Here is a 20,581-nt window from a genome sequence, read left to right on the forward strand (position 1 = left end):
GGATCAAGCGAAACGTGCGTTTAGCCGCTAATCAGGCGCGCATGTGCGGTGTGCCATTTTAGGGAAACACGTTCCCCTAACTGACGCGTTTTCTGTCCGGCACTTTGCCGGGCGGTGAGTAATGCGCCGCTGGCGAGTTTGATCAGCAAGCGAGTTTCGGAACCGACATAAATCGACTCAACCACTTCACCATGCAGATAACCGCCTGGCGCGTCGTGCAGTTCGATATATTCCGGGCGAATCACCATCGTGGCCTGTTGCTGATTTTGCGTGGCGGATAAACCGGTCGGTAATGGCATCACGCCATCGGCATTGGTGAACTCACCGCTGGCACTGACCACGCCGGAAATCATGTTGGAGATACCAATAAAGTCGGCGACAAAGGCGCTGGCCGGACGCTCATAAATCTCTTCTGGCGTGCCAATCTGCTCAATACGACCGGCGTTCATCAGGCAGACGCGATCGGACAGCGCCAGCGCCTCTTCCTGATCGTGGGTGACGAAGATGATGGTGGCGCCGGTTTCGCGGTGGATGCGCTTGATCTCGACCTGCATGCTTTCACGCAATTTACGGTCGAGCGCGGAGAGTGATTCATCCATCAGAATCAGCGACGGTTGATAAACCAGGCAGCGCGCCAGCGCCACACGTTGCTGCTGGCCGCCGGAGAGTTCACGCGGGAAACGGTGACCAAAATGTGCCAGGCCAACCATTTCCAGCGCATGAGTCACACGCTTCAGACTTTCGGCACGCGAGATGCGGCGCATTTGCAGCGGGAATGCCACGTTCTCTTGCACTGTCATTTGCGGGAACAGCGCGTAGTTCTGGAACACCACGCCGATATCCCGTTGATGGGTTGGCGCGTGGGTTTTATTGACGCCATCAATATAAAGCTCGCCGCCAGTCGGTTCCGCCAGGCCACAAATCAGCTGCAACAGCGTGGTTTTGCCGGAGCCAGACGGGCCTAAAAGCGTCAGTAATTCGCCGCTGCGCACCTCAAGATCGACCGGATGCAACGCGGTGGTGGCACCGTAATTTTTGGTTAAACCTGCGCTGCGCATTTTAATTTCCGGCACAACCGCAGAAGAATGCATTTCATCCTGATGAGCGAAATAAGACATGTTGCACTCCCGATGCAGGTGATTGGACTGAACGTCTCTTTTATTATTTAACGCGAGCGTTAATAGCGATGTTGAATAGTTATTACGGATTTGGACATCCGTTTTTGTGTGAAGTCACTATGCATACAGCAACGAATTTCGTGCAACCAGTTATTATGTTGCCAGCTGATTTAAAAAAACTATGCTTAGTAAAATCCATTAATTACATATGGATAGAATGAAGTCTTGCGTTAAAAGTGCGACATATAAAAATATTATCACCTCAATAACGGATATTAACGTGCAATATCTCATGCATTAAAATGGCGCATTTTAAGCGCCATAATGATGCAAAGGGATTATTTGCGTGCAGAGTGATTAATTACAGTAAAATATTAATATCCCTGTTCACGATTATAAAGTAATGGCAACGGCAATCCGGCGCGATCGGCATTAATCACCGCAATCGCATGTTGCGCTTTAGCCTGGCTGGAAATCAGAGAAGCGACATGACTGGTGACGATCACGCGCGGATGCTGCCACAGTGGATGATCGGGCGGTAACGGTTCCTGCACAAACACATCAAGCACCGCCGCCTCTACTTGCCCGCTGTCCAGCGCGCGTAACAACGCATCGCTATCAAGCTGCGGGCCACGCCCGGCATTGATCATCCCCGCACCGCGCGGCAGTTGGCTCAACACCTCATGGTTAATCAGGCCGCGGGTTTCATGGGTATCGGGCAGCAAATTAACCAAAATATCGCTGCTGTGCAGAAAAGCATTGAGTTGCTGCGCGCCGCTAAAACCATGAACACCCGCCACGCGCTTCTCGCGCCGCGACCAGCCGTTGACCGTAAAGCCATTCGCCAGCAAACGTTGCGCTACCACTGCGCCGAGGTTACCCAAACCCAGAATGCCAATGCGCGTGTCACTGGCCAGTCGTCCGGTCAGATGATTGGCCCATTGTCGCTGGCGCTGCGCTTCGATGATTTGGGGGATTTGGCGCAACAGCATATAAGCCGCCATGGTGACGTAATCCGCCATGCGCGCGGAAGTTTCATGCGTCACCATGCGTGTTACCGGGATATGCGGTGGAATCAGCGGATCGCCAGTGATGTGATCAACGCCGGCTCCTTCGCTGATAATCACCCGCAAATTAGGGAAGCGCGCCAACCTGCCCGGTTCCGGTTTCCACACCAATGCATACTGTACCGACTCGGGTTCAACCGTGTGATCGTCCCACAATGCCACGTGCAAATCGGGCAACGCGCGACCAAAAAAATCGCGCCACTGCGGCAATTCATCCGGCGGTACAAAGTTAACCAATAAGGTTTTTGCCGCGCTACTCATCGCCGGGTACACCGTAGCTGGGCGCTTCACGCGGATCGAGCGCGCGCGTCACGTACGCTTCCATCTGCGGTTCGTAGTCCAGCCACAACTGCGCCAGGATCTGCACCGGATCCTGTTCCGACCAATCTACCCGCAGATCAACCAGCGGCCAGGCATAATCATCCACCACTTTGACTGCCGCAGAGTGCACCGGCCCTTGCTCACCGCCAGCTACAACGCCCGCTTGCAATGCCGCCACTAAGCGCGAGGTTAATTCACCGGATGTGGCTTCAAAGGTCTTCACCATCGCCGCAATCACCGCGCGGTCGGCCAGCATATTGCCAGCGGCGACGCAATTTTCCCCGCTCACCACGTTCCATGTCCCCAGGGTTTGGCTGCCGCTGAAATGGGCCGTTGCGCCGGCGGCATCAATCACCGTCACCTGGCGATAATCACTGAAACGATCTTCCGCCATCGCGAGTGCTAACGCCTGCTCGGCGGATTGTCCTTGTTCTAAATGCGCCAGCACCTGTTGCCCCAATAGCGGTAAGGTAATGTTCTGGCTGGACACTGCGCCCACACCGGCCAGCAACCACGGACAGCGCGCACCAACAGCAATACTTGAAGAGCTGATTGCCACGCCAAGCTGACCCGATTCCGGACAGCGGGCGGTAATCGAAAACGTCATAGATCCTCCTGGAAATAATTCTAAGAGAAAACGGATAAGTTAATTTGAGCCTATGCGATGCGTAATACGCTTTACAATATTTAAAAACGACACAAGCTATATAAAAAATATTACTGTTCGCATATGTCGTAGCGGCGCAATTTATTGCGCGATAAATCGCGCCGCTACGATAGGTGCGGCAATTGCTTTTCTATAAAAATTAAACTGGTCTTAATTCTACCGTCCGGCAATATTCCATAAACAGTTTGGCCGGTTGCGTCGGTTCATTATTTTCCAGATAGGCCATGATTAAGGTTGAGGCTTCCATTTCGTCATCAATATCCAGTTGCACCACTTGTTCACCGTCATAAGTGAAATGGGTAAAGGGCCGAGTTACCAGTACAGAAAATCCTAATCCTTGCCCCACCATACAACGCACCATTTCTATTGATGGCGAACTGTACGCCACTTCAGGATGATAGCCTTTAGCTTTAAATATGCTGATGAAATAGTTTTTGCTTGGCACCGCATCCAGCAAAATCATCGGCTCGCGGCTTAATTGCTGCAAGGTGACGCTGGTTTGCTGTGCCAACGGATGACGCGCGGGCAGTAACGCATAAGGTTTATGTGGCGCGTTGAGTTTCTCTTTATAGATCGAATTGTCCAGTTCCAGGTCATAAAGAAAGGCCAAATCAAAGCGGCCGCGATGCAGCCCGTGCATGATTTCATGCTGTTCGCCGTCATAAAGTTGCAGCGTGATATCGGGGTACAACTTTTTGAACCCGGCGATCAAACGCGGCATATACAGCGGTGCGGCAGATTCAAAGCAGCCGATAGCAATGGTTCCGGAGGTAATTTCATTGTCGGCACGTGAGTTTTGTTCGAATTCATGCGACAGCCGCAGCAGCTCTTTAGCTTTGTCATAAAAACGCCTGCCGCCCGGTGTTAATGAAACGCCCTGAGCATGATGGCGCAGCAATAGTTGCTGCTCGAAGGTCTCTTCAAGATTTTTTATCGCGATAGAAATGGACGGCTGGGCAATATGCAGTTGTCGTGAGGCTTCGGCAAAACTTTCAGTTTCCACCACGGTGACAAAATATTTAAGCTGCTTAAGGGTGAAACGGCTCATTGGCGACCCATTATTTATAATCACACTGTGAAAATATTTCCGCTGGAGGATAATAAATAATGCAAGCAATGTGCCAGATGGGGGATTTAAGCAATGGCGCCGGTTAGGAAGGAAATCAGATTATGGTGCGCACCACGGTAAAACATTTTATTGAAAAATTGCGCAGCGATTGTGCAAAAGAAGGTCACCATTTATGGTGACCACGATATTTTATTTAAACAAATCGTCGCGATATTTAAATAATTCCAAATCAGACGTCAGACCTAATTTCTTCATACCGGTCTGCTTATGTCCGCTGATGGTTTTACGGCTGCGTTTCAGCTTAATCGCAATCTCCACCACCTGCATACCATCGATAAAGCAACGAATCACTTCCGCTTCACGCGGTGTCAGACGCTTACTTAAATGCGCCATGCGCGACGCGTCATCAGTTGAGGCTTCACTCTGCTGCTGCAACAATGCATTACGTTCGCGCTTACGAATCGGCAACTGGTCCAACTCATTGGCAATGTCGTCCGGCAGTGAACGTTGCCCGGCAGCAATGGTTCGAATTGCGGCAAAATAGCGCGGCGTCTCTTCGCGTTTGGTGATGTAACCTTTTATCCCCAATTGCAACGCGGCGTGAATCACCGCCACGCTCTCCATTGAAGAGGAGAGCAGAATTTTCAATTGCGGATGATGCGATAAGATCTGCTTAATCAGCGATAAGCCATCCAACTCGTCATTGCCGAGGATGTAATCCAGCACCAGCACATCCGCATGGTTGATGCGCAACCAGTCCAGCAAATCTTTGCTGTTGCCAAAAGTGGCAAGCATGCTGATATCCGGCTCACGGGTGGCGGCGACTTCAAAAGAGAAGCGCATCATCGGATGATCATCGAGCATCACCACCGCAATTTTTTTATCGTCCAAAAGCGTCATCATCAACCTCAATCTGCCGGATTACTTGATACGGCCATTTAGCCAATTCAGGAGCATACCAGAACCTGCATAACCGCGGAAAATCGCGCTGTAACCGTCATAACGGTTAGCGATCTCTTCCACCCGATTGTTGTAATAATCCGACTCCGCGCTGAGCACATCCAGCAGCGTGCGTTTCCCTAAGTGATACCACTGATCAAAAAAGTCTTTACGGATTTGGTCGGATTCAACACCGAGATTGCGATACAAATCGGCGCGACCCAAACGCGAACGTGCATCCTGATCGGCGGCGCGTACGCGCTGCTGTAAATCATCAAGATTCTCTTCAGCTTCTTCACGTAACGCTTCGGCACGCTGCACCGCTGCCCGTTCAGACGCGCTGGCGGAACCGCCACGGAACACGCCCCAACTGACGTTAACGCCGGTTTGCCATGCATCTTCGCGCCCGTAATAATCTTTAGCGGTGCTTTTACTCACCACCCAATTCACTTTTGGCAGATTCGACGCTTTTAGCGCCTCCGCATCCGCCAGTGAAGCGGCGGCCTGCGCTCTGGCCTGATTGAGTGTTGGATGACTTTCTGCTTGTTTCAACAACACATTCACCGAACCAGGCTGCAAATTCCAGCTGCGACTTTTTGGCAAGTTTATACGCTTATCACCGACTAAGCGTTGCAGCGTAATTTCGCTATCGCGCAGGTTCGATTGTGCATTGTCCAATGCTGACTGCGCTTGCAAAAAGCGGCCCTTTGCTTGAGCCAGTTCACTACGACGTCCGGCATCCAGTTGCACCGTGGCGCTTAACATGTTGACCAGCTTTTGCATGCGCGCCACGTACTCTTCGCTGGCTTCAATGATCAATCGCTGCTTAGAAATTTCTACCAGCGCGCTACTCACCTGCCAGGCAAGATCTTCCTGCTGCGAAGCAAACTGGAAATCAGCTGCCTTCACGCCCTGCTCTTTACTGCGAATGGTGTTCGAGGTCTGGCCGAAATCATACAACGTGGTGGACGCCGTGACCGCTACGGCAGGCGTATTGTTGTCACCGTATTTACCACGATTACCGCCGCCGAACTCAACGCGGCGCGATCCGGTGCTGACATCCACCTGCGGCAAACGTGCGCCCTTAGCCGCTTTCACCTCTTCGCGCGCCGCTTCGGCACTGTATTGCGCGCTGAGTAATTGTGGATTGCGTTGCAAAGCCGTCTGTACCGCGCCAGAAAAAATCTGGCGTAGTTGCTCGCTGCTGACACTGCTTTTATCCACCTGCATCGCCGTGCTGGTGTTTTCAGGCAACGCGTAAAAGTCGCTGTCGGCGGCTGATGCAGCCGGGGCGAGCAACAGCATCGCCACCAGCATCGCCAGCTGACGCGGGAATAATTTTTTATGTTTCATCACTCTGTTCCTATCTGCTGTTAGCGTTCACGGAATGCTTCACGCGCCTTGAACACCGGCTTAAGCAGATAATCAAGAATGGTTTTTTCACCGGTACGGATTTCGACCGAAGCGATCATCCCTGGAATAATTGGCAGAGCTTTCGCCCCGACGTTTAAGGTGCTGCTGTCCGTCAGCACCATCACGCGGTAATAGGTATCATCCGGTCGGCCGCTGGCGGTTTTGCTCTCATCCTTCAAAGTATCCGGGCTGATCAACTCAACTTTGCCTTTCAAACCACCGTAGATGCCGTAATCGTAAGCGGTGATTTTGACAGTCGCCGGTAAGCCCGGATGCAGGAACGCCACGTCTGAAGGACGAATTTTGGCTTCAACCAACAACTGATCTTCGCTCGGCACAATTTCCAGGATGTGTTCGCCGGGCTGAATCACACCGCCCAGCGTGGTGACGCGGATGTTTTTCACCGTGCCGTTAACCGGTGCAGTGATAATGGTGCGATCGCGGATATCCGCGCGGCCCACCAGGTTTTCAGTGGTTTGCGCCAGTTCTAGCTCCAGTTTATTCAGCTCTGAGTTGGCATCGGCCTGGAAGCGGTTGCGACGTTCAACAATCTGCGACTGCAAATCGTTGGCCTGACGGCGCATACGTAACATTTCCACTTCAGACAGTAAGCCGCGCGCGGAAAGTTTTTCCGCCAGATTGTTTTCGCGCATCGATAAGTCATAACTGTGCTGCAATGCGTTGACCGCATCGTTTAGCGCTTTCTTACGCGCGTTATAGGCATCGGTTTCTTGCTCCACGACTTTTGGATCAGCGCTGACTTGCGCGTCAAACTCCAATGGCTTGTTGTAAGCTTCCGCACGCAGACGTGCGATGCTGGCCTTCAAGCCAATCTCTTTCTTTAATGCTTCGCGATAGCTGGATTCAGCACGCGTGGCATCAATTCTTAACAACACCTCGCCCTTCTTCACTTCCTGGCCTTCAGTGACATCCATCGCCGAGAGAATGCCGCCCTCCAGGCTCTGAATAACCTGTTCGTGGCTGCGAGAAACGATCTTGGCTTCGCCTTTGGTGATCTCTTCGACGCGCGCGAAGTGCGCCCAGGTGAAGAACACCACAATGATTGTCGCGAGGATGATCAACACCAGATGCGAACCCGGCGTTTTCTGGCTGAGCAGCGATGCCTGAATATCATTCATAAAGGCGGCATCACCGGCGCTGATGGCTTTTTTGTTTTTCATTATGCGGGCTCCTGTGTGGCTGGAGCGGCCTGGTTGGCGGCTTCCCTAGGTGTTATTGGCTGTTCGCCACGTAAGCGGGCTAAAACGTGGTCTTTCGCGCCATCCATGATTACCTTGCCGTCATCCAGCACGATGACACGATCCACCAGCGCCAGCAGTGAAGGACGGTGCGTAACCACCACCAACGTTTGATCTGAAGTGGCGCTGCGCAGGTGTTTGATGAACTGCTGTTCGGTTTGAGCATCCATCGCGCTGGTTGGCTCATCGAGCAGCAATACCGGCGGACGGGCGATCAAGGTGCGTGCCAGAGCAACCAGCTGGCGCTGACCGCCGGAAAGGTTGCCGCCGTGCTCACCCACTTGCAGATGGATGCCTTGCGGATGTCGCGCGGCAATCTGGTCTAAACCGGTGAGTTTCAGCACGCGCATAAATTCGCTGGCGGAGGCATCCGGCATGCCCAACATCACGTTTTCGCGCAGGCTGCCGTAGAACAGGCGTGCATCCTGGCTGACAAAACCGGTGGCGTGACGCCAATCGGCAGGATCGATTTGGTTAACATCAAGTCCACTGCTGAACATCTGGCCCTGGGTAGGCATATACAGGCGCGCAAGGATGCGCAACAAGGTGGATTTGCCGCTGCCGATAGTGCCGAGAATCGCGATACGCTCGCCGCTGCTGATCTTGAGATTGATGTTGCTCAAAACTGGCGGGTTTGGGCGCATTGGCGGCGCAGGATAACTAAATCCAACCGCTTTCAGCGCCATGTTGCCGTTGAGTTCCGGCTCGGCGACGTACTCTTGCTGCGGATCACGATCCACCGGCATCGCCATCAATTTATTCAGCGAAGCCAACGCCGCTTTGGCTGATTGATAGCGCACCGCCAGGCCAATTACCTGCCCTAAAGGCGCAGTGGCACGGCTCGCCAGCATCACGCTGCCGACCAGGCCGCCCATGGAGAGCACGCCAGCGTCAATCATGTACACGCCAACCACAATCAACATCACTGCCTGAAACTGTTGCAGGAACGTCACTGCGTTGGTAGCAAGCGACGCATAACGTTTGGATTTGGAAGCACTGGCAGCTTGCAACGCGCTGGCACTTTGCCAACGGCGTTGCATATGCGCCTGGCCGTTGACCGCTTTCAGGGTTTCCATCCCTTCCACCGATTCCACCAGCACGCCCTGCTTCAAGGCGGCTTCTTGCAGATTGGCTTTCATGATCTTCGCCAGCGGCCATTGAATGGCGATACACACCAGCAGAATCAGCGGCAGCATCAGCAGCGGTACCCAACCCAGCGCGCCGCCAATCGAGAACATCACACACAGGAACAACACCACAAAAGGCAGATCGGCGAGCGTTGCCAGCGTGGCGGAAGAGACGAAATCACGTACCGATTCAAATTCGCGCAGCTGGCTGGCAAAGGTACCGGACGAAGCCGGTTTGTGCTCCATGCGCACCGCCAGCGCTTTACGGAATAACAAGCAGCCGACAATCAAATCGGCTTTTTTACCGGCACCATCTAATAAGTGAGCGCGGATAAAGCGCGTTAGCGCTTCGAAAAGCATCGCCAGGGTGACGCCAATCGCCAGCGACCACAAAGTGGTGAAGGCCTGATTAGGGATCACACGGTCATAGACGTTCATGGTAAAGAAGATGCTGGCCAGCGCCAGAATGTTGACGATCACGGAAGCCACAGCCGCGCTGCGGTAATAGCGGCGATAACGCCACAAAGTGCTGAACAACCAATGCGCTTGGTTTTCTGGCAAGGCTTCTTCGACGCGGCGATCAAGCTTGGCTCCGGGTTTCGCCATAATGGCAAAGCCGCTGTACCAGGCTTCAACTTCTGCGGCAGCCAACTCAACCGGTTGCGGGCTGATTTCCGGCAAAATTACCGTGTAAAAGTCGGCCATTTTGCCGTCGTCACTTTTGCGTGACTTACGATCCAGCAGAATCGCCCCGCCGGATCCTTTGCGCACCAAAATTAATGGTGTTACCTGCATCGGCAGTTCCCACAACGGGCGTTCTACCAATCCAGCGGAAAATCCAGCGTGTTCAAATGCCGTCAATGCCAGCGAAGGAGAAAGCAGCGCTTCCTTGGGTAATTCGGCAACCAGCACGTCCTGGCTGCGGCCGCGTTTATAGTGTTTGCACATCCATGCGACACTTTGCAGCAAGGTATCGTCCACACGCGAGTGGCTGCCAGCAAGTTGTTCCAGCTCTGCTTGGGTGGTTAAGCCTGCATTCATCAGTGACGTCCCGTGGTTAGCCCGTAAACAGGTCAGGGTGAAAAGTTCAGGAGGACGAAAATCAAGACCAAGCTTGTAGCCGGATGTGCATTTCGTCGAAATCGTGGCGCAAGGATAGGGAAATCCAAGAAATGTCTTAATCAACGATTACTTAGGCGGATGTAGGAAAATGCTTATGGTCTTCTTTGGCGGGCTGAGTTCCACAATCCAAGACCCGTCCTGTCTATTAATTTCACGATGTGCGTCAGAATATTCGGCAGATTCGCTACCGAATGGATGACAATGAAAAACGCTTTGCTTCGCTTCTTGCAGCTTTCTTTACTGGCTCTGGTTTTATTGCCAGCGCTGCTGCATGCGCGCGAACAAGCATTGACGTTGGCACCACGCATCGAAGTCAATCCACCACAAGTCACGTTTGCCGCCCCGGTGCGCGCCTGGCTGCAAACTCATCCGGTGATTCGTGTCGGTGTATGGGGCGCTTCACAGCCGCCGGTCAGTCTGGGGATTGAGCGCGGGCAATTAGCCGGTATTGATGCGGATTATCTTTCGCTGCTGGAATCCACCTTACAGGTGCATTTTGATCTGATTCACTACTCCAGCCGCGAAGAAGCCATCAAGGCACTGAATCAGGGCGACGTGTGCATGCTGGCGGTGTGGACGCCAGAACTCACGCCACACTCCTCGGTTTACGCTTCTTTGCCGTGGCTGAACGATCGCGCGGTGGTGGTGACACGTGCCGGGCAGCGTTTACCCGGCGGCAATTTGCCGCTGCTGGCGCTAGATAGCCAAAGCATGCCGGGCATCGAATATTCGCCCGACGCCTTCGAAGATTATTATCACGCCATCAATTCCGTCGCCTTTGGCCAATCCAACGCCAAAGGCTTTAGTCATGCCACCGCCAGCTATCTGGCGCGCAACAATCAGCTGGAGAATCTCTGGCTGTTGCCGCACCCTTCGCTGGGTGAATTTAAGCTGACCTTTGGCGTGCCGAGCGGCGAACCGCAACTGCTCAGTGCCATCAACAATGTGCTGACGCATTTACCGTTGGTGAGTCGCTTGCGCATTGCACATGGATGGGGAATGGATAGCGAAGCGGTAACCGGCTATCCATCGCTCTCATTGACGCCCGCCGAAAGCGCCTGGCTCCAACAGCATCCGAGCATGACAGTGGTGGTCGATGCGCGCCGTGAACCATTAAGTTTTGTCAGTCAACAAGGTGAACTGACGGGATTAGCGATTGATGTACTGCGACAAATCAGCGACCGCTTTGGTTTGCAATTCCACTACGAAGTCGCAAACGATGAAGACCAACTGACTGCATTGATGGTCAAACATCCGCAAGCTTTGCTTGCCAGTAACCTGGCCGTGCCAGGCGAAACTGAAGCGGCTGCGCCCACTTTGGCGCAGAGCGATCCCTGGTTAGTGACACCTGCGGTGCTGGTAATGCAGCGCAACACCATCCAACCCGCCTCGTTGCATGAACTTTCTGGTGAGAAAATTGCCATCCAGCGTGATAGTCCGTTAATTCCGTGGCTGGAAACCTGGTATCCCACCTTGCAATTGACGTTGGCTGATTCAGTTAATCAGGCGTTACAGATGGTGAAGAATAATGAAGCACACGGCGCGATTGCTTCGCAGTTTGCGGTGCAATATCAGCTCAAGCGTTACCCGTTCCAGCAACTGCATCAGTCGCTTTCACTGCCGGTAAAACCGTACAGCATTGGTTTCGCGGCGCAGCGTGAAGATGTGCCCGCACTCGCCATCGTGAATAAAGCCCTGCAACAGATTGAGCCGCAGCGCCTGATGACACTGGCCGGTTCGTGGCGTGACACCTTAATGGCACCGGAACAAAAATCCGAACGCTATTTTTCTCCAACCCTCATTGCCATCAGCATGTTAGTCGCGCTGATTTTAGTGCTGCTGATTGGCTGGTGGATTGGTCGCTTGATTAAGTCACTCGAATCCCTGCGCGAACGTCTGAACAGCAATCAGACCTTGATCCGTCAGTTGCAGGAAGCCAAAGCCGAGAACGATCGCGTACTGGAAGCCCGCAACACGTTTATGAAAAGCATGGGACACGAAATCCGCACGCCGTTGAACGCGATTACCGGTTTGCTCGAGCTGGAGCTGGAACGCCTGCACAGTCGCAATCAGCACAACGAAAACCTGCAAACCGTGTACGAATCGGCTTGTTCCCTGCTTTCCATTACCGGTGATGTGTTCGATATCTTCCGCGCTGAAGCGCGCGACGAACAGAGCCGTATTCGTGTGGTGAATCTGCCTTCGTTGCTGCGCAGCACGGTGGCACTGTTCCAGCAGCAAGCGGAAGAGAAAGGTTTGCGCGTGAATGTCACGGTTGATCCTGCCACGCCGCGAGTGGAATTTGATCCGCTGTTAATTATTCGCATTGTTTCCAGCTTGCTGCGCAATGCGATTAAACACAGCCATCAAGGTGAGATTCAAGTGCTGTTGCGCGTTGATGCGCCGCAGGAAAGTGGTCATTTGCCGCTGACCATTGAGGTGCACAATCCCGGCGACGGCAAACTTGCTGCGCGTTGGGAAGCGCTGCAAAACAGGCCGACACCCGAAGACGATCAGCGTGTTTGGGCGGATAGCGGCTTCAGTATGGCGGCCTGCCAACGCATGTCACAGGATGCCGGCGCATCGCTGCAAGTGACCAGCGTGCCGGGCGAAAGCAATACCGTAAGCCTGCACTTCTCGGCGGTGCCGATGAATGCAGTGCAAAGCGTTGAGCAGCACAGCGTTAAAAGTGCCGCGAAGGTTCTTATCGTGGATGATTATCCGCCTGCCCGCCTGCTATTAACACAACAACTGAAAAAAGCCGGTTATGAAACCATCAGCGCGGTGCACGGACGCCATGGATTAACCTTGTGGCAACAACATCAGCAGGATATCGCCTTAATCATCACCGATTGCACCATGCCTGAAATGGATGGTTTCGAAATGAGCCGCGCGATTCGTGCAGTAGAAAGTAAGGAACAACTGACGCCAACGCCGATTTACGCGTTAACCGCGATGAGCAGCTTTGATGCCGCTGAAGATTGTATCAATGCAGGCATTGATGCCTGTTTGACCAAGCCAATAACGCCTGTCGAACTGCGTGAGATTTTAAACCGATGCCTCAAGTGTGAGGAGTTAGCATGCGCAACCGCGTGATTATTTATGATAATCATCCATTAATGGTGGAGGGTTTATCGCAAGTGATGATTGAGCGCGGTAATACCATTGCCGGGGCGATCTCCGATCCGGAAGAATTGATGCGCGCCATGGTGTTAGATATCCCCTCGCTGCTGATTATGGATATGCAAGGTTTGAGCGAACAACATCTCAAACAGTTGAAGCGAGGTCGTAAACATACGGCGGCTTGCAGATGGTTGGTTTTTGCCAGTTGCGATAGCAGTTGGCACGCGATTCAGCGCTTGAAGTTAGATGTGCAAGGCTATCTCAACAAAAGCTGCGGCCCGGAGTTGTTTCATTCGGTATTGAATGACGTTGAACAAGGTAAGAAAGTGATGGTGCGTTATAGCGATCCCGCCGCGCGCAACCATCAGGACAGCGACTTGATTGCCGCGCTTACCCATCGCGAACGTCAGATTTTGCATGAATTAGGTGCCGGTAAAACCAATAGTGTGATCGCTGGTGAGCTAAAACTCAGTGCCAAAACGGTTAGCACCTACAAGCGCAGCATTATGCAAAAGATGCAGACGCGTAAGGTGTGTGATGTGGTGGATTTGGCGCGGCGCAGCAGTTATTAAGCGGTCACCATCAATGGCGACCTTACAATGGATTGGCGCGTTTTGTAGGGGCGCCATTTATGGTGACCGGGTTACTCTTCTTCCGCAATTTCACTCAATATAGCTACGTCTGCCAACTTGATTTCATATTGGCGTAAACGCACAACTAATTGATTCAAGGCTGGCTGCAACGCAGCAGCATCTTGATGCTCATCACGGCACGCAATCTCTAGTTTCAGACAGGCATCCGCCAGTTTATGTTGTTGAGCGATACGCACACTGCCGGCAATCCGATGCACTACATGGGCAATTTCATAGCGGTGCATTGTCAGATTGAGGCCATCCAATTCAATCAGATCTTCTGCCAACGTCGACACCATCAAATCGCGCATCGCCGCTTCCATTTCACGATCGGCATCGCTCATTTCCGGCGGTTCAGGAACCTCAACAACAATATCGCCCTCAGCATCGTGTTCCGCAGAGATCGCGCGTAACGCCGCTGCCAAACTGCCAATCGAACACGGCTTAAATAAGCAGGTGTTCATACCCGCATCAAGGCAACGCTCAATCACTTCATGCATCGCGTTGGCGGTGAAGCCCATAATCCAGGCTGGTGTACGTCCCAAATCTTGTTCCGATTCACGGATAATTTCAGTCAGTTGATAACCATTTAAACCCGGCATATTGCAATCGGTGATCACCACGTCGTAATGGCTGCGCTGCCACATGCTCAACGCTTCATGTCCATCCGCCGCGACATCGACTTGCTGCGCCAACCAATCTAACTGGCGTGCCAGCAACATGCGGTTGGCAGCGTTATCATCCACCACCAACACATTGCGAATTGGCAGTTTATCGCCCTCTTCGTGCTTATCTTCCTGCTCAAATGCCAGGCTTTCCGCAATCGGCAACGCCAACGTGGCGCGCGCGCAAGTGCCAACACCCTTTTCACTCGTCAGCGTTAAGGTACCGCCCATTTTTTCGCAGATGGTACGGCTGATATACAGCCCCAAGCCGGTGCCCGCGCGACGATTGTCGGCCTGACTAAACGGTTTAAACAGCGCCGCCTGCTGTTTTTCATCGATACCGATGCCGCTGTCTTGTACTTCAATGGTGAGATATACCCGACCCGCCGCCAGATCTTTTTGCTGGGTTAAGGTCAGCGAGACACCGCCGTGATCGGTAAATTTGATCGCGTTGCTCAGCAGATTGGACAGCACCTGCTTGATACGCAGCGGATCGGCCAGCACCTGCTCCAATCCCTCTTCGGGAATGTGTTGGCTCAGCGTGATGTTTTTATCGATGGCCAATCCCTGGAACACTTTCATCAGGTTATCGATCAATTTGCCCGGATGAACCGTTTCCGGGTGATATTCCAGTTGCCCACCTTCAATGCGCGAAATATCGAGGATATCGCCGATCAGGCCGACCAAGCTTTCCGCCGATTCAAACGCCACTTCCAGCGCTTGAATATCTTGCTCACCGCTGCGCCCTTTTTTCAGCGCCATATCCAGCATGCCGATAATCGCGTTCATCGGCGTACGAATTTCATGGCTCATGGTAGAAAGGAATACTGATTTTGCGCGGCTGGAATCTTCCGCCCGCTCTTTGGCTTCACGCAATTCGGCAAACAGCGCTTCGCGTTCGGAGATATCCATCCAACCCGCTATGACACCCACCACTTTGCCGTCGCTGTCCATAAATGGCTGAATCCACTGATACACGGTGACGCCAATAGACGAATCCGGGTTATCCCATAGATCATAACGCCGATCTTCAACAATCGGCACGCCGGTTTTCACTACATCCATTAATTGATTGTGATAAAACGCCGCCTGTTCTGGCGTGCGCAAACCGGGATGTTCACGCATGGTTTTACCCAACGCTTCCTCATACTGCACGCCGGTTTCCACCAGATAGCGCTCATTGCAGTAGGTTAAGCGTCCTTCCTGATCGCGCAGAGAAACCGGGAACGGCATGCTGGTCACTAAAGCGCGCAGTTGGGCTAACTGCACATTCAACTGGCGACGCAGTTCCGCTTTACGCCGGATGATTTGGCGCTGATACAGCGCCCAGCCCACCACTAACGCGATGATCAGTGCGATCAAGATGATCGCGGCGATCAACACATCTTCGTAACGCTGCCAAAAGCTGTCATACACCACTAAATCGCTGGGACGCCAACGGTTCGCCAACTCTTCAATCTCGGCGGGCGGAATACTGAGCAACACTTTGTCGAGGATGCTGCGAAGTTCTGGATCGGCGCGCCCAACACCGAAAGACACCCAAGCCGGCGAGCTGCCGAGCGCGGTAACCAACTTCAGTTTGTTCTGGAAATGGGTTTTAATTTGGTAATCCACCATCACCAAAATTCCCACGCCAGCATCGGCACGACGCTGCTCCACCATCTCCATCATATCGTTGGCATTTTGCGCCGTAATGATGGTGATTTCGGGATAACGCGCACGCACCAGACCTTCAACGCTGGTGTTTGCCACCATCGCCAGACGTTTGCCGCGTAGATCGGGCAGCGAATTTATCTCTTTATCATCTGCACGCGTAGTCAATGCAAAGGTGCTGCGCAGATAAGGGCGGGTAAACAGAATTTGCTGCTCGCGCTGTGGGCTCGGCGTCATCGAAGCAAACATATCAAAGTCAGCACTATTAACTCGATTGACTAATTCTTGTGCGTTATCTGCCGTTTCAAAACTGAAATGTAAACCCGTTTTTAGTGTCACCAGCGCGATAAGATCGCTGACTAAACCGCGCAGAGTGCCGTTTTGGTCAATGATAGTGACCGGCGCGGCCAAATCATTGCTAAACGCCGCCATTTTGACTATCGGATGTTTTGTCATCCATTTACGTTCTTCTTCAGTGAAGATCGGCGCGCTTAGCGATTGATTGATGCCGACACGATCGGGTTGCCAGATACGCAACAGTTCGGTTTTTTCGCTTTGCGGCACATTACCTATCGCCCGATCAATTAATTGCAGCAATTCGCTTGAAGCCGGTGCAAGCACGAAACTGATCTCTTTCGGCGGTAATTGGCTAAAACGCACCATGCGCAAATTATTGAGGAAGTTTTGGCTTAACGAATAACTGTTGCCGAGGTAAACCCGTGCATGCCCAAAAGAGACTGCGCTCAGCGCATCCTGATAGGTGTTGTACATGCGGAAATTGGCATGCGGATAATATTCACGCAGCACGCTGAGTGGCAGATAGCTTTTAACTACTGCGACATCGACATTGCTTAAATCATTGGGGAAAGGATCGTTATCACTGGCGCGCATCCCGAGCACCGGCTGCTCGCTGGCATAAGGTTGGGTATAAAACAGCTCACCACCATCTTGTTTGCTGAGTGATGGCACCACATCAACCGTGCCTTTTTCCAGCGCGGCCAACGCTTGATTGAGAGAGTCGAACTGCTCAATACGCAGGGTTAACCCCAACTCGCGTGCCAGCAATCCGGCGTAATCAGCGCTTAATCCTTCATATTCATCCCGTACGTTGGTCATGCCATACGGCGGGGATTCGCTGGCAAAGCTACCAACAACCAGCTGTTTCTTGTTATGCAGATAATCACGTTCTGCGGCAGAAATCGCCAGCGGTGCCATTTCGACATTAGCGGCACGCGTCAGCAAACGCAGCTCTTTCGCCTGTGCTGTCAGCAATGGCGTTAAGATCAGTAGCAGCAAAAAATAACGGAGGATACGCATAGCCTTTATTACTTGGTCAAATTATTGCGGCGCGCAAAATCAATTAAATCGATCAGCGATTGCGCATTGAGTTTTTGTTTGAGGCGATGCTTATAAGTACTGATGGTTTTCTCGCTCAGCAATAATTGTTCGCCGATCTGCTTATTGCCCAATCCTTTGCCAATGCTGATCAAGACACTCAGTTCACGATCGGAGAGTTGTTCGAGTAATCCAGCGTCATCATGATCATTGATTGGTTGATCATAGGAATGATGGTTAGGCTGTGGGAAAAAGCTGTAACCGCGCATCACCATTTTGATCGCGTCTAACAATTCGCTCATATCATTGGATTTGGTGACAAAACCGTCCGCGCCCGCCTGCTTGCAACGTTGGGCAAAATGGCTACTGGATTGTGAAGTGAGCACCAGGATTTTGAGCGGGAGATTTAAGGTTCGCAGACGTTCGAGCACCTGAAATCCATCAATTTTCGGTAAACCAATATCCAACAGCACCAAATCAGGCAGGCATTCACGCGTTTTCTGAATGGCATCCACGCCATTATTGGTTTCTGCTACAACTTCCATCTCATTGCGTTCCAGCAACATTTTTACTGCAAATCGGATAACCGGATGGTCATCAACAATGATCACTTTTTTCATGGAAATGGAGTCCTGATGACTACGCTGAGCAGGTTATCAATGTGTTCGCAGGGCCGGCTACACTAGCCCGTTTTTACAGAACGGTCTGTAGGAAATTACTTATGCTTATTTTTTCCAGATAACAAGTATTCCGGAAATATTCGCGTTTTTTCCAATATTTTTATTCATCGATAACAGTATAACTTAATTAGCATTTTTGCCAAAAACTCTGGCTGCATTCATTTTCTGGAACCTCTATTTATAACAATCCAAGACCCAGCCTGGAGACCAAGGTTTTTCTGACTGACAAAATCAAAAAATCCCCATTAGGCCGCCTGCGCTTAATGGCAACAAGACTTGGCTCAATCAGGAAATAAAAGATGACTAACGCGATCAGTATCCTCACCGTTGAGGGCAAAACCATTGTTAATACAGCGAATTTGCCTACGCAAGCGGCAGGTAAAGCGGTGCACATTAAAGCGGTTCACGCAGGGAAATACCTGCTGGTGGCCGATCAACATCAAACTGCACCGCAACAGATCGTGGTTAAACGTGTAGGAAAAGATTTACTGATTTTCACCCAGCAAGGTGATGAAACGCCGGAAGTGGTTATTGATGGTTTCTACGATAATCAGGGTGAATTAGTCGGCATGTCATCTGATGGCAGCTATCACACTTATGTCGAGAGCAACAGCAACCGTGAAGCCTTCCTGATGCTGACCGATGGTGGCAGCGATACGCTGGTGATGAGCAGCCAGCAGGCGACAGGTTTAAGCGGACTGGCTGTGGCGAACAGCGGCATCAGCAACACGGCCCTCGCCTTCGGCATTGCCGGTGGCGCGCTGGCGGCAATCGGTGCATTAGTCGCGGCTGGCGGCGGCGGTAGTGGCGGCGGCAGTAAAAATGATCAGCCGCAGCAGCAACCGGTTAGTGGTGACGCAGGCGCGATCCCAGCACCTCAACCCACCGTGCCTTACAACAATGTGGCGATCGATGATCGCGGCGATGTACTTGCACCGATCGCTTCAGGCAGCCTGACCAATGACAATCAGCCATTACTTTCCGGTAAAGGTACGCCGGGCAGCAATGTGCGCGTGTATGACAACGGCCAACTGATTGGTTCCGCTGTGGTTGATGATAATGGTCAGTGGCAATTCAAGCCTGCTACCGCATTAAGCGATGCTAGCCACGAACTTAGCTTCTCTGAAGTGAATAGCGATGGCGTTGAGAGCGCGCAAAGTGCGCCCATTCGTTTTGACATCGATACCCAACCACCGGCTGCACCGGCTGATGTCACCATCACCGATGGTAACGGTCAGGACCTGTCGGCTGGTGGCCTGAGCGATGCCAATCCCCTGCACTTTGCAGGTACAGGTGAACCTGGCGATACCGCGCTGATTTATGACGGCGATAAAGTGATTGGTTCTGCGGTTGTCGGCGCGGATGGACAATGGTCTGCGGATATCACGCTGCCAGGCGATGGCGATCACTCGCTGAGCGTCGGCTTTACCGATCCCGCAGGCAATAGCGGTGCGACCACTAAGCCGGTCATCGTTGATTACGACATCACGCCACCTGCTGTTCCGGCTGATGTGGCAATCGTGGATGATAAAGGCAGCGACCTTTCTCAAGGCGGCGCGACCAATACCAATCCATTGCACCTTGGCGGCACCGGCGAACCGGGCGATACCGCCATTATTTATGATGGCGACAAACCAGTTGGTAGCGCGATTGTCGGCGCTGACGGCAAGTGGAGCGCGGATATCACCCTGCCCGATCAAGGTGAACACGCGATTGGCGTGGGAATGAAAGATCCTGCGGGTAATGAGAGTAATAAATCCACGCCGGTAATCGTTGATTTCGACACCGTGGCGCCAGACGCGCCGGTTGTTGGCGATCTGAAAGACGGCAACGGCGCTGATTTGAGCGCGGGCGGACTGACGAATAACGGCAGCGTTGAGATGTCTGGCAGCGATGGCACTGAAGGCGACATCGTTAAGCTGTATGACGGTGACAAGCTTATCGGCTCCACCACCGTGGGCGCGGACGGCAGTTGGTCTATTCCGGCCGATATCAGCGGCGACGACGAGCACAGCCTGAGCGCCAGCTTCACCGATCCCGCCGGTAACGAAAGTCCGAAATCCACCCCGGTGATTGTCGATCTTGACACCACACCACCGAACGCGCCAGTGATCGGCGATGTCACCGACGGCAACGGCGCGGACCTGAGCACAGGCGGCCTGACCAACAACGGCAGCGTTGAGATGTCCGGCAGCGGCGGTACCGAAGGCGACATCGTTAAGCTTTACGACGGCACCACGCTGATCGGCTCCACCACCGTGGGCGCAGACGGCAGCTGGACCATTCCGGCCGATATCAGCGGCGACGATGAGCACAGCCTGAGCGCCAGCTTCACCGATCCGGCCGGTAACGAAAGCCCGAAATCTACGCCGGTGATCGTTGATCTCGATA

The 20,581-nt window shown here is 52.7% G+C and carries 13 protein-coding genes; 3 read left to right on the plus strand and 10 right to left on the minus strand.

Annotated elements, in window-relative coordinates; translation table 11 throughout:
* Positions 1-20 precede the first annotated feature (20 nt).
* From ABDW13_RS14680 to ABDW13_RS14715, 8 genes are all read right to left on the minus strand, one after another.
* Positions 21-1,118 carry an ABC transporter ATP-binding protein gene (locus ABDW13_RS14680; protein ID WP_343553299.1) on the minus strand — a complete coding sequence of 366 codons (1,098 nt, stop codon included), beginning with the start codon at positions 1,116-1,118 and terminating at the stop codon, positions 21-23.
* Between the two features lie 374 nt (positions 1,119-1,492).
* Complete coding sequence (locus ABDW13_RS14685) at positions 1,493-2,446, minus strand: glyoxylate/hydroxypyruvate reductase A (RefSeq protein WP_343553300.1); 954 nt, start codon at positions 2,444-2,446, stop codon at positions 1,493-1,495.
* Complete coding sequence (locus tag ABDW13_RS14690; RefSeq protein WP_343553301.1) at positions 2,439-3,113, minus strand: DUF1028 domain-containing protein; 675 nt, start codon at positions 3,111-3,113, stop codon at positions 2,439-2,441. Before ABDW13_RS14690 ends, ABDW13_RS14685 begins: the two co-directional genes overlap by 8 nt.
* Positions 3,114-3,312: 199 nt before the next feature.
* The gene (locus ABDW13_RS14695) at positions 3,313-4,221 is read right to left on the minus strand and encodes a LysR family transcriptional regulator (RefSeq protein ID WP_343553302.1); all 909 of its coding nucleotides are present in this window, start codon (positions 4,219-4,221) and stop codon (positions 3,313-3,315) included.
* A gap of 210 nt (positions 4,222-4,431) precedes the next feature.
* Positions 4,432-5,145, minus strand: coding sequence for a response regulator transcription factor (locus tag ABDW13_RS14700; RefSeq protein ID WP_343553303.1), 714 nt, complete (start codon positions 5,143-5,145; stop codon positions 4,432-4,434).
* A gap of 18 nt (positions 5,146-5,163) precedes the next feature.
* Positions 5,164-6,534 carry a TolC family protein gene (locus tag ABDW13_RS14705; protein ID WP_343553304.1) on the minus strand — a complete coding sequence of 457 codons (1,371 nt, stop codon included), beginning with the start codon at positions 6,532-6,534 and terminating at the stop codon, positions 5,164-5,166.
* 20 nt (positions 6,535-6,554) lie between these two features.
* The gene (locus tag ABDW13_RS14710; RefSeq protein ID WP_343553305.1) at positions 6,555-7,775 is read right to left on the minus strand and encodes an HlyD family type I secretion periplasmic adaptor subunit; all 1,221 of its coding nucleotides are present in this window, start codon (positions 7,773-7,775) and stop codon (positions 6,555-6,557) included.
* Complete coding sequence (locus tag ABDW13_RS14715) at positions 7,775-10,021, minus strand: type I secretion system permease/ATPase (protein ID WP_343553306.1); 2,247 nt, start codon at positions 10,019-10,021, stop codon at positions 7,775-7,777. Before ABDW13_RS14715 ends, ABDW13_RS14710 begins: the two co-directional genes overlap by 1 nt.
* 282 nt (positions 10,022-10,303) lie before the next feature.
* Between ABDW13_RS14715 and ABDW13_RS14720 the strand changes: the two genes are divergently transcribed.
* Together ABDW13_RS14720 and ABDW13_RS14725 are read left to right on the plus strand one after the other, a co-directional pair.
* Positions 10,304-13,198 (plus strand): transporter substrate-binding domain-containing protein, encoded by a 2,895-nt coding sequence (locus tag ABDW13_RS14720; protein ID WP_343553307.1) that lies wholly within the window; start codon positions 10,304-10,306, stop codon positions 13,196-13,198.
* On the plus strand, positions 13,183-13,797 hold the full coding sequence (locus ABDW13_RS14725) for a response regulator transcription factor (protein ID WP_343553308.1): 615 nt from the start codon (positions 13,183-13,185) through the stop codon (positions 13,795-13,797). Before ABDW13_RS14720 ends, ABDW13_RS14725 begins: the two co-directional genes overlap by 16 nt.
* Before the next feature lie 71 nt (positions 13,798-13,868).
* Here ABDW13_RS14725 and ABDW13_RS14730 read toward each other — a convergent pair whose 3' ends face one another.
* Complete coding sequence (locus ABDW13_RS14730) at positions 13,869-17,492, minus strand: transporter substrate-binding domain-containing protein (RefSeq protein WP_343553309.1); 3,624 nt, start codon at positions 17,490-17,492, stop codon at positions 13,869-13,871.
* An 8-nt stretch (positions 17,493-17,500) separates the two neighbouring features.
* Positions 17,501-18,130: a response regulator transcription factor gene (locus ABDW13_RS14735; RefSeq protein WP_343553310.1), complete on the minus strand. Its 630-nt coding sequence runs from the start codon at positions 18,128-18,130 to the stop codon at positions 17,501-17,503.
* A gap of 359 nt (positions 18,131-18,489) precedes the next feature.
* Between ABDW13_RS14735 and ABDW13_RS14740 the strand changes: the two genes are divergently transcribed.
* Positions 18,490-20,581 (plus strand): Ig-like domain-containing protein (locus ABDW13_RS14740; protein ID WP_343553311.1); only part of this gene is annotated, 2,092 nt, incomplete at its 3' end.

The organism is Pantoea sp., from assembly GCF_039594315.1.
Taxonomy (GTDB): Bacteria; Pseudomonadota; Gammaproteobacteria; order Enterobacterales; family Enterobacteriaceae; genus Pantoea.

Excerpts from the sequence above, each read along its gene's own strand:
- ABDW13_RS14695 (WP_343553302.1), bottom strand. The coding sequence starts at position 4,221 with ATGAGCCGTTTCACCCTTAAGCAGCTTAAATATTTTGTCACCGTGGTG.
- ABDW13_RS14710 (WP_343553305.1), bottom strand. The coding sequence starts at position 7,775 with ATGAAAAACAAAAAAGCCATCAGCGCCGGTGATGCCGCCTTTATGAAT.
- ABDW13_RS14680 (WP_343553299.1), bottom strand. The coding sequence starts at position 1,118 with ATGTCTTATTTCGCTCATCAGGATGAAATGCATTCTTCTGCGGTTGTG.
- ABDW13_RS14720 (WP_343553307.1), top strand. The coding sequence starts at position 10,304 with ATGAAAAACGCTTTGCTTCGCTTCTTGCAGCTTTCTTTACTGGCTCTG.
- ABDW13_RS14725 (WP_343553308.1), top strand. The coding sequence starts at position 13,183 with ATGCGCAACCGCGTGATTATTTATGATAATCATCCATTAATGGTGGAG.
- ABDW13_RS14715 (WP_343553306.1), bottom strand. The coding sequence starts at position 10,021 with ATGAATGCAGGCTTAACCACCCAAGCAGAGCTGGAACAACTTGCTGGC.
- ABDW13_RS14685 (WP_343553300.1), bottom strand. The coding sequence starts at position 2,446 with ATGAGTAGCGCGGCAAAAACCTTATTGGTTAACTTTGTACCGCCGGAT.
- ABDW13_RS14735 (WP_343553310.1), bottom strand. The coding sequence starts at position 18,130 with ATGAAAAAAGTGATCATTGTTGATGACCATCCGGTTATCCGATTTGCA.
- ABDW13_RS14705 (WP_343553304.1), bottom strand. The coding sequence starts at position 6,534 with ATGAAACATAAAAAATTATTCCCGCGTCAGCTGGCGATGCTGGTGGCG.
- ABDW13_RS14690 (WP_343553301.1), bottom strand. The coding sequence starts at position 3,113 with ATGACGTTTTCGATTACCGCCCGCTGTCCGGAATCGGGTCAGCTTGGC.
- ABDW13_RS14730 (WP_343553309.1), bottom strand. The coding sequence starts at position 17,492 with ATGCGTATCCTCCGTTATTTTTTGCTGCTACTGATCTTAACGCCATTG.
- ABDW13_RS14700 (WP_343553303.1), bottom strand. The coding sequence starts at position 5,145 with ATGATGACGCTTTTGGACGATAAAAAAATTGCGGTGGTGATGCTCGAT.